The 11,336-nt window shown below is 47.0% G+C and carries 13 protein-coding genes and 3 pseudogenes; 7 read left to right on the top strand and 9 right to left on the bottom strand.

The features are described from left to right. Positions 1–649 precede the first annotated feature (649 nt). Positions 650–1,402, top strand: a complete 753-nt coding sequence (locus Q6A92_RS12195) for a polysaccharide deacetylase family protein (RefSeq protein ID WP_332238279.1) — start codon at positions 650–652, stop codon at positions 1,400–1,402. A gap of 28 nt (positions 1,403–1,430) precedes the next feature. Here Q6A92_RS12195 and gerD read toward each other — a convergent pair whose 3' ends face one another. The 4 genes from gerD to Q6A92_RS12175 form a co-directional block, all read right to left on the bottom strand. Further along, positions 1,431–1,985, bottom strand: a complete 555-nt coding sequence (gerD, locus tag Q6A92_RS12190) for a spore germination lipoprotein GerD (protein ID WP_274401891.1) — start codon at positions 1,983–1,985, stop codon at positions 1,431–1,433. Positions 1,986–2,320: 335 nt separating this feature from the next. Beyond that, on the bottom strand, positions 2,321–3,367 hold the full coding sequence (locus tag Q6A92_RS12185; protein WP_332238278.1) for an Mrp/NBP35 family ATP-binding protein: 1,047 nt from the start codon (positions 3,365–3,367) through the stop codon (positions 2,321–2,323). Positions 3,368–3,458: 91 nt separating this feature from the next. Beyond that, a complete protein-coding gene (cwlD, locus tag Q6A92_RS12180) occupies positions 3,459–4,169 on the bottom strand; it encodes an N-acetylmuramoyl-L-alanine amidase CwlD (RefSeq protein WP_274401889.1) in 711 nt (236 codons plus the stop codon). 84 nt (positions 4,170–4,253) lie between these two features. After that, the gene (locus tag Q6A92_RS12175) at positions 4,254–4,691 is read right to left on the bottom strand and encodes a DUF2521 family protein (RefSeq protein WP_274401888.1); all 438 of its coding nucleotides are present in this window, start codon (positions 4,689–4,691) and stop codon (positions 4,254–4,256) included. A gap of 1,102 nt (positions 4,692–5,793) precedes the next feature. Between Q6A92_RS12175 and Q6A92_RS12170 the strand changes: the two are divergent. From Q6A92_RS12170 to Q6A92_RS12160, 3 genes and pseudogenes are all read left to right on the top strand, one after another. Continuing rightward, positions 5,794–5,915 (top strand): annotated as a pseudogene (locus Q6A92_RS12170) (type II toxin-antitoxin system HicA family toxin). Positions 5,916–5,945: 30 nt separating this feature from the next. Further along, entirely contained in the window at positions 5,946–6,356 is a 411-nt protein-coding gene (locus Q6A92_RS12165) for a type II toxin-antitoxin system HicB family antitoxin (protein WP_274401887.1), read from the top strand. A 264-nt stretch (positions 6,357–6,620) separates the two neighbouring features. Continuing rightward, positions 6,621–6,941 carry a DMT family transporter gene (locus Q6A92_RS12160; RefSeq protein ID WP_332238277.1) on the top strand — a complete coding sequence of 107 codons (321 nt, stop codon included), beginning with the start codon at positions 6,621–6,623 and terminating at the stop codon, positions 6,939–6,941. A gap of 73 nt (positions 6,942–7,014) precedes the next feature. Here Q6A92_RS12160 and Q6A92_RS12155 read toward each other — a convergent pair whose 3' ends face one another. After that, entirely contained in the window at positions 7,015–7,506 is a 492-nt protein-coding gene (locus Q6A92_RS12155; RefSeq protein WP_332238280.1) for a hypothetical protein, read from the bottom strand. Further along, positions 7,421–8,103, bottom strand: a pseudogene (locus Q6A92_RS12150) (PBSX family phage terminase large subunit); the annotation flags it as partial. The gene Q6A92_RS12155 and the pseudogene Q6A92_RS12150, both read right to left, overlap by 86 nt. A gap of 143 nt (positions 8,104–8,246) precedes the next feature. On the opposite strand from Q6A92_RS12150, the pseudogene Q6A92_RS20315 reads away from it, so the two are divergent. The 3 genes and pseudogenes from Q6A92_RS20315 to Q6A92_RS12135 all read left to right on the top strand — a co-directional run. After that, a pseudogene (locus Q6A92_RS20315) lies at positions 8,247–8,318 on the top strand (YjcZ family sporulation protein); the annotation flags it as partial. A gap of 185 nt (positions 8,319–8,503) precedes the next feature. Continuing rightward, positions 8,504–8,626: a YjcZ family sporulation protein gene (locus tag Q6A92_RS12140; protein ID WP_274401883.1), complete on the top strand. Its 123-nt coding sequence runs from the start codon at positions 8,504–8,506 to the stop codon at positions 8,624–8,626. Positions 8,627–8,893: 267 nt separating this feature from the next. Beyond that, the gene (locus tag Q6A92_RS12135; protein ID WP_332238276.1) at positions 8,894–9,256 is read left to right on the top strand and encodes a tyrosine-type recombinase/integrase; all 363 of its coding nucleotides are present in this window, start codon (positions 8,894–8,896) and stop codon (positions 9,254–9,256) included. An 88-nt stretch (positions 9,257–9,344) separates the two neighbouring features. Here the strand turns inward: Q6A92_RS12135 and rpsI are convergent, their stop codons facing one another. The 3 genes from rpsI to truA form a co-directional block, all read right to left on the bottom strand. Next, complete coding sequence (gene rpsI, locus Q6A92_RS12130) at positions 9,345–9,737, bottom strand: 30S ribosomal protein S9 (RefSeq protein WP_274401880.1); 393 nt, start codon at positions 9,735–9,737, stop codon at positions 9,345–9,347. Positions 9,738–9,757: 20 nt separating this feature from the next. Next, a complete protein-coding gene (rplM, locus tag Q6A92_RS12125) occupies positions 9,758–10,195 on the bottom strand; it encodes a 50S ribosomal protein L13 (protein ID WP_274401879.1) in 438 nt (145 codons plus the stop codon). 385 nt (positions 10,196–10,580) lie between these two features. Further along, positions 10,581–11,321 carry a tRNA pseudouridine(38-40) synthase TruA gene (gene truA, locus Q6A92_RS12120; RefSeq protein WP_332238275.1) on the bottom strand — a complete coding sequence of 247 codons (741 nt, stop codon included), beginning with the start codon at positions 11,319–11,321 and terminating at the stop codon, positions 10,581–10,583. Positions 11,322–11,336 lie beyond the last annotated feature (15 nt).

Below are 11,336 nucleotides of genomic sequence, written 5' to 3'. Positions count from 1 at the left end.
TGTTTGAATTGATTGAAGGGTGGGCCCCTTCTCAATTGCGCTTGGCTTTTGTTCAGTTTTCAAGGAACATTCGCTTCGTCGCTTATCAGCGACCTTATTAATTATAATGACCTGTAAGCAATTTGTCAATCCCTTTTTATCCAAACAAGATTATCTGAATTCTGTCATCAGGAAAGACAACAATGTTTATTGTACCAGCTGTCTGCGATTTGTCAATCATTTTTTGTCATTTTTTCTCCTTCGGAAGCTATACAGGCATCCCTTTCTTTCATTCAGATACGAATTTTTAAAAACAATATTGTTTCAGACAACGTTTTTCGAGTTTGAACGATTTTTGCACTTTAAAGCAGTATCTCTCAAGTTCGGAGCGGCTCTTCCTCACCCCGGAACAATCATTTCTGAGTTTAGCGCAGGCGGGGAACTTCTCCATCCCCTGTGTTTATTGGCTTGTGCCGGCACAAATAGGACGGTTCATAAGCTAACAGAACAAACAATCGGTGTCATTTATTCCGTGTTTTGAACTGTTTGTGCTTCGTTATAAAGAATAAGGAACAAGGCTTCCCGTTTCGTTCAAGCGGAGATCTGCTGCATATTCAGGACAGCCCTGCCATAGAATGGTACAAACATTGGAGACAAGGTGGGGACGTTCATGTTATGGGTTATCAACGGAAAAAAATTTAAAAATCTTCTTCTCATCATGATCGCAGCTTTCTTTGCGGCTTTGATCCTGTTTGTTCAAAAACAACAGGCGGACGTTTTCACCCCGATAAAAAAGAGCGGCGCTTTGTCCAGGGTTGAAACCGAACAAAAGCATCTTTCTCTTACTTTTGATTGCAACTGGGGCGACCAGCAGATCAAAACGATTCTGGAAACCTTAAAAAAAGAGCATGTCAGAGCCACATTTTTTCTTTCAGGAGAATGGGCGGAACGGCACCCCGATCTTGTTCAGCAGGCAGCGAAAGACGGAAATGAAATCGAATCGCAGGGAATGCGCCATGAGGATTACACACAGCTCAGTCCAGGTGAGGTGCGGCGTGACATAATTCTTGCCAATGCCGCCATTGACAAATCGGGCGGCGGAAAACCGCAACTGCTTCGGCCCCCTTATGGAAAGATGAACAGCGAAACCTTGACGACGGCTAACCAGCTGCGGCTGCAACCGGTGTTGTGGAGTGTCAATCCGCAGGATGAAACAAATCCGGGATACAAAGTCATCGTCAGCCGTGTGCTCCAGGAGGCGGGAAAAGGAGACATTATCCGTCTGCATGCTTCCGATTCGGCAAAACAAACCGATCGTGCGCTGCCGCTGATTATCCGCGAGATGCAAAACAGAGGCTATACATTTGTGACGTTGAAAAATCTGATCGCCGATGCCCAGGGTAAGCAGCAGTTACTAAATTAACGGCATGAAACCGGCAATGGCCGACCCTTCAGCTGCTCTTTCCGCTCTGTTTTTTCAGTGCTTCGGAAATCGCATCCATCAGCTGTTTCTGGAAAGAAGGGCCGGTCAGTGCATCCTGTACACCCATTTTTATTTGTTCCCGAAATGGCTGAGTCTTCATCAAATCCAGATACTGCTCCTGAAGCCCGGGAGCCTTCAGGATATCCATCATCATTCCTTGATAGTCCGGATCCTTCATCATTTTCTTCAGAAGTGCTTCGTTCTCCTGCTGCATAGCCCGGGCCAGCCGGCCGGAGAACTGCGGATCTGTTATAATTCCGTTCCAGATCTTTTTTCCCTGCTCCGTAGTCAGCGTCTCGGTAACCGCTTTTTTCACAGCAGGCTCATCAAATGCAAGAGTGTTCCTTATCTCCCGATCCTGAAGCAGCTCTTTGACTGCCTGTTTTCCTTCATCGGTTTTAAGCATATCCAGCACCATCTTTTTGTTCTCCTGATACGTCGGTTGTTCAGACTCAGAACTGCAGCCCGCCCCGGCAACGAGCAGCATCAGCAAAGCAAGTATGATCGGCCCTATTTTCGCCATACGGATTTCCTCCTCACAGACGCGTTCTTTTCTAATATGCGGGATACCGGGCGAATTATTCAATCTAAGTAAGGGCCGGCCGGGTTTCGGCAGCCGCTGGCAAATTTCTTCTATTATTTCTTTAACAATGAATCGTCTGCCGACTTAACTGAAATATGGATTTCAGGAGCGGCTTTTCTTAAATACGATCCATCTCTTTAAGACGATTCTTCACCGGCAGACAATATTTTGGCGACGCCTGCTATCTTTTCAGCCTGCCGCCGCGGCTGGTACGCCGGCTGTCCAAAGCCTAAAAAAGCCTCCGCAAGTTGCGGAGGCTTTTCTGAAAGATATGATCATTTCTGCAGCTTGTTAATCACTTTCTCCGCAATGCGATCGTAAATTGCGGCAATCGGATCGCCTTCAAAATAGACGCCGGGAGCAAATTCGCCTTCCCGTTCAATCGGCTGCCGGAGCGGCAAACGTCCGAGCAGGTCGGTTTTCAAAAGGCCGCTTAATTTTTCCCCGCCGCCCTGTCCGAACACATACTCGATTTCGCCGGTTTTCCGGCTCTGATAATAGGCCATATTTTCAATGACACCAAGAATCTCATGTTCTGTCTTAACGGCCATTTCTCCCGCCCGCGCAGCAACAAATGCAGCGGTCGGATGCGGGGTCGTCACGATGATTTCTTTGGAGTGGGGAATTCTGCTGTGCACATCCATGGCGACATCGCCGGTACCGGGCGGCAGATCGAGAATCAGGCAATCCAGTTTGCCCCAGTCGACATCGCTGAAGAAATTATTCAGCATTTTCCCAAGCATCGGTCCCCGCCAGATGACGGGCGAATTGTTTTCAACGAAAAAGCCCATAGAAATAACCTTTACCCCAAAGCGTTCAATCGGAATAATCCGGTTATTTTCCACTATCGGCCTGTCCTCAATACCCATCATATCCGGAACGCTGAACCCGTAAATGTCGGCATCCAGAAGGCCGATTTTTTTACCCTGCCGCGCCAGCGCCAGTGCAAGATTGACAGATACCGTCGACTTGCCGACACCGCCTTTACCGCTTGCCACGGCAATGAAAACAGTCCCGCTTTCCGGAGACAGCAGCGATATCTCCTCTTCAGGAAAACCGCCCAGTGCTTTTATCTCATCCTCGCCGAGTACTGTAAACCGCATGCCGACAGACTCGGCCCCCTTCTCTTTCAGTTTGGAAGAAATTTCGACCTGGATCTGCATCTGCTTGACGTTGTCCTCCTTTGACAGCGCAAGCTTAAGGCTGACAAAGTTTCCCTTAATGTTCAGGTCCCTCAGGGCATGTGTTTCCACCAGATTTTTATGTAAAAAAGGATCTTGAACCGTTTTCAAAACTTCCGTTACTTTTTCCTGATCCATCATAATACAGGCCTGCCTCTCCTCGTGTCATTTCCATTTTAGTATAGCAAACCTTTCTGTGAAAAACTTGAAAAACGAACGGACGGAATATTTTTTAATTCTGAGGAACCTTTTCATTTGTAAAATAGCGCATAATTCCCTGGCTGATCGCGGCTGCCGCCTGTTTTTGATAATTTGTCTCAACCAGCAGAGCTCGTTCCCCGGGATTCGACAGGAAGCCGACTTCAACCAGCGCAGCCGGGGGAGCGGCCTTTTTAAGCAAATAAACATGACCGATCGGTTTTGCATAGCGGTCTGTATTGCCGAGGTTTATTTTTAATGAATTCTGAATGAATAGGGCCAGCTTCCGGTTTTCTTCCGAACTCGGATAATAAAAAGTCTGAGCGCCGTGCCACTGAGGTGACGGGATCGCATTCAGGTGAATGCTGATAAAAACATCGGGATGTGTTTTTTTGATCAGATCGGCCCTGCGCAGCAAATCCTGTGTTTTGCGCCTCCCGCTGAAATCGGCATCGGCAAGGTCTTTGTCGCTTTCACGGGTCATCACAACCAGTGCGCCGGATTCCTGTAAATAATGGCGAAGATCGTCGGCTATTGCGAGAGTGATCTTCTTTTCCTCGGTCTGTCCCCCGACAGCCCCGCCGTCCGCACCGCCATGTCCCGCATCAACAACGATGACGCGGCCGGAAAGCGGCAAATGCCAGGGCATACTGGTATGCCGGCTGACAATCGCCCAGCGGACGGCGGCAATTGCCGCAAATACTGTAACAACGGCAAACAATCCGAGCAGCCATTTTCTGATCATGTCTCTTCCCCCTCATTGCGAGCCTGTCTCTTGAACATGTATATGGACAGCCGTATAAATTATGCAGGAAAAGAGAAGCCCCGATCAACGCAATTTCATCCGCCATCGTCTGAGCGATGCCTCGAATCCTTCCTGCCACCAGGTATACAGATAACGATCGCAAGCTTCTTCGAGCTCTGTAGCCGCAGCGGGATCGGATGCCGACCAGAACAGCCAGAAATCAAAAAAATCGCCGTGAAGCGCCTCAAACGGAAGCATACTCCTTTGAAAAACATTTTCCGTATCCTCACCGTAGAAACCGAATCTGCCCATTGAAGAGCCAAGCAGAAACGCCTCCAGCGCATATTCCGCGCACATATCCCGTGCCGTCTGGGCCGACGAAGGGACCTGTGCCAGATAATCATTAAAGCGCTGGCGAATGGAGGCTTCTATTTTCTCAAGAGACAGATCCTGCAGTACCCGCCGTTCAAAGTCCATCTGTTTGTGCCGCTGCCTTTCCTGAAAGTCCATGACTATTCCCATCATACTTCCTCCTTTTCCCCTTATCATCCTGCAAACACTTAAGAATCAACCGTAACAGCTTTTTCCAAATCAGTTCCGTCCGGTCGAAAGGGGGCCGCAGGCTTCATTGTTCAGCCGATTTTTGCACAATCTGATATATGATATACTTATCGGCAGATTGAAGAACAAAATCGGATCCTTTTGTTACAATTTCCTTTTGTAAGCGAAGGGGTGGAAAATATTGAACAGATGAAACGGCACAAAAAAGGAGAAATAGGGGCCATGGGCTGATTTCAAACAGCAAAAAGCCCCCAACCAATGTGGTTGAGAGCCTTGAAACGCTGACAGATCAGCGTTTTGAGAACTGCGGAGCGCGGTGTGCGCCTTTGAGTCCGTATCTCTTCCGCTCTTTCATGCCTTCAAAATCAGGCATTTTTTCTACAATAAGATACGCTCATAGCATTCGTAAACCAGAACTGGCTCATATGTTTTGATGCCAAGCACGCAGCCAACACAATAAAGATGATATTTATCTTCATTAGGAAATAAATGGCCGACTCCCCATTCCGTAAATAGATCCTGTTCGATAATCTTTGACTGTATACATGAAATCCCCTCCTACTGTTTAAACTGTTTAAATAGAAGGAAAATGAAAAAACGGTAATCTGCTCTGACGATTTTTTGACGATCATCTGGCGATTTTTGATGATGGCCGGTGATATTGATATGGGTGGCTAATGCTTGCTATGATCTGATGGTTAAACAACGATTGCTCACGTCGTCAAAGCGAAGCCAACTTAACAAAGGTTCTATTGACAACAAACGTATTTGCCCCAGGGCTGGATCAGCCCACTTACGCAGAATGGCAGTCATGGAGCGGATTAACAAACAGATTAAAGAGTATTTTAACCGCTAGAATGTGCATACTATAAGTGATCAATCTGATCCCCTTATGTAATCCCTGTGCTTCGGCGCAGGGATTTTTTATAAACGTATAAATAATACGTATATATCATTGCACGTGTTATTAATACGTGCAATGATATATTTGTAGGGAGGGAGGGCATTGAAACCCAGAGAAGTAATTAAGTTAATCGAGAATGATGGGTGGTACTTAGTCCGAGTGGTCGGCAGCCATTATCAATTCATCCGACTAAAAGAGGCCTAGTCACCATTCCCAATCATTCCGGAGACTTAAAGCCCGGCACCCTGAATTCAATACTTAAGCAGGCAGGACTGAAATAAATCCTGTTTTGCCCTACGGAGGTTTTTAAAATGGCAAAGTATATCTACCCTGCGGTTTTCGATCCCGGCAAAGATGGAAGTAATGGATATACAATTACATTCCCCGACCTTCCCGGCTGTATTTCAGAAGGCGAAGATATTCAAAATGCTCTTTATATGGCTAAAGATGTTCTCGAAGGCTTTATGTATGCCCTCGAAGAAGACGGTTCCGTTATTCCGGCGCCTTCAAACCCAAGCACTATTCAAGTCCCTGCTGGTGGGTTTGTTGTTCTGATCGAAGCATGGACGGACATCGTGCGTGACGAGATCGAGAATAAAGCCGTAAAAAAAACATTAACTATTCCAAAGTGGCTGAACGATGAAGCAGAAAAAAACAAAATTAACTTTTCGCAATTACTGCAGTTTGCAATAAAGGAGCGTCTTGGGATTAAGCGCCCTTAGGTATTAAAAGTTTCGATTCACGCGCTGATGAGTAATAGATCCTCCCCCGCACCAAAGCGCGGGGATATTTTTTATGTATACCCGGTTTCCCGGGCTGGTGAACAATGATGTAAAAAAGTACACGTTATATCCGTAAAGTGTGGTAAACTGAATCTAAAATTTAATTGAGCGAAACCACCACCGGGCGGTAAAAAAGATATATTTGCAAACTTCGTTAGGTCGTAGAAGAAGTTGTGAATGTATCTTTTTCTTTTGGAGGTTAATATGGATTGGCTATATTTAATTATTGCGGGACTATTTGAAGTTGTTTGGGCCACTATGATGAAACTTAGTGCAGGATTTACAAGATGGGATTATTCTCTTTATACCATTTTAGGCATAATGCTTAGCTTCTTTTTCTTAGCCAGGGCAACTAAAGTGTTACCCTTAAGCATTGCTTACCCTGTTTGGACCGGTATCGGTGCTGTCGGTGCTATTATTATCGGAGTTATCTTTTTCAAAGATGGTATACCTTTCCTAACATGGATTTTCATCGGATTATTGATAATATGTATTATTGGTATAAAAGTAACGAGTGGTCACTAATTAGAAATATGAGAAATTGAAAAAATAACGCCGCTCGCTCGGCGGCTTATCAAAGCCGGGTTTTTTCATTATGTCAAGCTTTCTGAGCAGGCTTGCTCTGAGCCTGCTGCGAACTTTCCACATTCAGCGTCCTGATCCTCGGCATTGCTACGCAGGAGAAAGTTGTGAATCTCCTGCGTCCATGAGTCACTTGCCTGATCGGCCCGATAAGTAATCGGATGCCCAACATATACCCGATCTTCGTGTCCACAATGTCCGAATCAAAGCTGTTATTCAGCATATTGTTGACTTTGTCATCCAGTGACGCTCCGGTTCCGTAATTGATTGGTTTACGATCGAAGATTTTCGGCCCATCTTTAATACTGGCAATATAACGGCGATAGAGGCGCTTCATATGCCTGTGTTCGCGCTGATGATCATTGATGATGGCGTTCACCGTATCCACTGTGGTCCCTTCTGCCTGGATCTTCTTGATATACTTAATAAACGGATTCACGCTCTTTCCTCCCTCCTGTCCGACGCCGCTCTGGCCGGTTGTTGGTATAGATGGCATAGCGAAGAGCATCAAGCACATCATCCCACAGCTTGACAGGTTCGCCGGTTGTTTCGTTCCACACGTACATGTAGATTTCTTTTTTGAAGCGTTGTACGCGATCCTTAATGATGAACAGCTTTTTGCGTATGAACAGTCGTGCGACTTCTTCAATGCCCGCAATGACTGCCTTATCTGCGTTAATGGCCCGGATATGCTCACGTCTCAGCCGTTTAACGTGTTCGGGCCGCGCTGAATCACAAAAAAGTTGACGTTTCCATATTGGCCTTTAATGTCGATAGCCACATCAACCCAATAGTCGATCTCTTCAAACTGCTTCGTGTGTTCCTCAAGTAAATAGAAATTGCCTTTGTCGTCTTCACCGATCACTATAATTGCTCCATAGTGCTCATAGCCAAAGTCAACGCCGGCAAAATATTTTACCATATTAATTTCTTGCAGCCTGGATTCGCTAATGTAATGCACGTCCTGGTTAAAATCTTTGTAGACAACACCCTCGGCTGCGCACCATAGTCCGTTAATATCTCGGTCATAGAACATGCCGCTCGGTGTGGTCGCCTTGATATTCTCTCGGTACCGCTCATTGAGGAACGTGTTATCATCCACCGACAAAACAGGCACTATCATTCATCCATTTGTCCCCTTCAAGATCGCCTGTCCGCTCATATCATGTATTATCACGTGACAAGGAGGTGCTTCTCTTGGGATATGATGGTGGATCTAGCTACGGCTACAGTAGCGGATACAGCAGTGGCAGCAGCTTTGCTCTGATTGTCGTGCTGTTCATTCTGTTAATTATTGTCGGAACTGCTTTCGTTTATTAAGAACAAATGCCGTATCCATAGGCAACCCCCATGCAAGCCTCCTTCAAAGAGCATCCTGGCACCGGATGCTCTTTTGATTCGTTTCCCACCTAGTGGCTGTGCCTGCCCATTTAGACGCTTTACCCATTCCACATTTATCCTTCCGCACATATACTGCCTTATCACGTGATAAGGGGGGTGTCATCATGGGAGGTCCAGTTGCTGGTTACGGATGCGGATGCGGCGGTGGATATGGTGCAGGTGGTGGTTTCGCACTGCTTATTGTCCTGTTCATTCTGCTGATCATCATCGGTGCCGTTATCTGGTAGTCATTTCCCATTCCACCAGGTCCCCCAACTCATTCAGCACCCCATGTCAAGGACACCTCATTTAGGTGTCCCTTTTATTACTCAAACTTTTTCTTCCTCACTTCTTTCCATCCTCCCCGCAGCCGCTCATTCAGGTCGTGTTCCTGAAGCGGTTCATACAGGTGAACTTTCTACAGGTCTTCCATTCGAAAGAGCAGAATCCATTTTCTATGGCTCATGTCTCTCCCTCCCCCAAAAAGAAATGGGACAGATTATGAAATTGAAGCATTGAAAAAATGGAAAACAATTCAGAAAGAACGCCTGCTCGCTTATGGAATCGCTCAGGAGCGCATTCAATATGTTGTTTCGCGGGTAGATCTTCGACCGCTTCGGCTGGCCGAACCAAACGAAACTCTGGATAAATTTATCAAAGACAATCCGGATTTCACAAAAATAACTGTTCATGGGTTCCGTCATGTTTTTGCGTCGGCTCTCTATGAAGCTGGTGTGAGTGTCAAAACAGCACAGAAATTTCTCGGCCACCGACGCATGGAAACGACGTCAAATATTTATACGCACGTGACGAAATTCGTAAAAATTGAAGCTGCAGGAAAGTATGAAGAATACATGAAATTACGAAAATCAAAATAAATATGGTCAAAATATGGTCAAAAGCCAGTTTTTCGGCAGCAAAAAAGCCCCCAACCGATGTGGTTGAGAGCCTTGAATCGCTGACAGATCAGCGTTTTGAGAACTGCGGAGCGCGGCGTGCGCCCTTGAGTCCGTATTTCTTCCGTTCTTTCATACGCGGATCGCGGGTCAGAAAACCGGCCTTTTTCAGCGCCGGGCGATAGTCAGGATCGGCTTTCAGCAATGCGCGGGCGACGCCGTGGCGAATTGCGCCGGCCTGGCCGGTAAATCCGCCGCCGGCAACGTTGACGAGAACATCATATCTTCCTTCCGTTTCCGTCGTAACGAGCGGCTGCTTCAGAATCGTGCGAAGCGTTTCGAGATTGAAATATTCATCGGCGCTGCGGCCGTTAATCACAATATTTCCATCACCGGGAACGAGCCTGACGCGGGCAATGGAACTCTTGCGTCGGCCGGTGCCGTAATATTGTACTTGTGCCATTTTTACTTGTCCCTCCTCAATTATCCGCGGAGCGTGTAGGCTTCCGGTTTTTGTGCGATGTGCGGATGTTCCGCACCCTCATAGACATGCAGTTTCGTAAACATGCGGCGCCCGAGGCTGTTATGCGGCAGCATGCCCTTGATCGTCAGTTCAAGCATTTCTTTCGCGCGGGTTTCCCGCATCTCCAACGCTGAACGGGATTTAATACCGCCCGGATAGCCGGAATGATGGATATATTTTTTATTCAGAAGCTTCTTCCCTGTCAGTTCGATCTTCTTCGCATTAATAATGATCACATTGTCACCGACATCGACATGCGGTGTAAAAGTCGGTTTGTTCTTGCCGCGGAGAATTGCAGCCACTTCGCTTGCGAGGCGGCCCAGCACCTGACCGTCGGCATCAATAACAAGCCATTTACGTTCAACCGTTTCCGGTTTGGCCATAAAGGTAGTACGCACGATGTTTCCTCCTAGATTTCGATGATTTCTATTTATCTCCGCGGCCCACAGCCGCTTCGATTGCTTTTCGGAAAACGCAGACGACTCCGCCTTCCGCTTTGTCCGTTCATTTATTTGAACCAGTATTGTTTGGGGCTAATAGTGGTCAAATCAAGAATACCGAACTACATCTTATAACATTGGAGACCCTTTGTCAAGCAGGCCGGCAGCACCCGGAAGGGGCACCGGTCATCCGATTCAAAACATACAGCCAAGACATCCGCTCTGGAAAAATGACAGGCGCAAGCGATTTCCAGCGGACCGTTTCATAAAGCTTCAACTTAATTAATTCTATAGCAATATGCCCTGAACATCTTCCTGCATCCATTATTTTTGAATCATTCTGCTAGTAAGTGACCCGCCACAGCGTCAGACCGCGGGCGGGGGCCGTTTTGGGCGCAGCCCCGCGGTCTCTGCCCGCAATAATATCGGGGAGCGCCTCCGGCTGAAGCTCATGCATACCGACAGCGATCAAAGTTCCGGTAATAATTCGGACCATCTGATAAAGAAACCCGCTGCCGACGATACGGATGACCGTCTCATCCTCTCCTTCCCGATGAACGTCCAGATGATACACCGTTCTGACCTTATCTTTGACATCTGTATTCGCCGCACAGAAACATGAAAAATCGTGGGTTCCGATTATAAATCCGGCGGCCTCATTCATTTTTTGCAAATCAAGAGAGGATTTTACGTGAAGCGTGTAGAATCGGCGGAACAGATCCGGTTGCGGGCGGGTCAGCAGCCTGTAGCGGTACTCCTTCATTTTTACATCAAAGCGGGCATGGAAATCCGGAGGTACATTTTCCGTCCGGTCTATATAGATGTCATCAGGAAGAAAGCTGTTGAGCGCCTTTGTCCAGTTCACGGACGGAATATTAAGCGGGCTTTCAAAATGAAAAACCTGGCCGACGGCATGAACTCCGCGATCGGTCCGGCCGGAAGCTGTAATTTTTATTGTCCGGCCGTGATGAATTCTTGACAGAGCCGTTTCGATCTCTCTTTGCACGGTACGTTTTCCGGGCTGTACCTGATACCCGAAAAAACGGGAACCGTCATAGGCCGCCGTACATTTCAGTTTTGCCATGCTTTCACCTGCAAT

The sequence above is a fragment of the Sporolactobacillus sp. KGMB 08714 genome (assembly GCF_036598985.1).
Taxonomy (GTDB): Bacteria; Bacillota; Bacilli; order Bacillales; family Sporolactobacillaceae; genus Sporolactobacillus.
The sequence above is the reverse complement of the archived record's forward strand: the minus strand, read 5'-3'. Positions and strand labels throughout refer to the sequence as shown.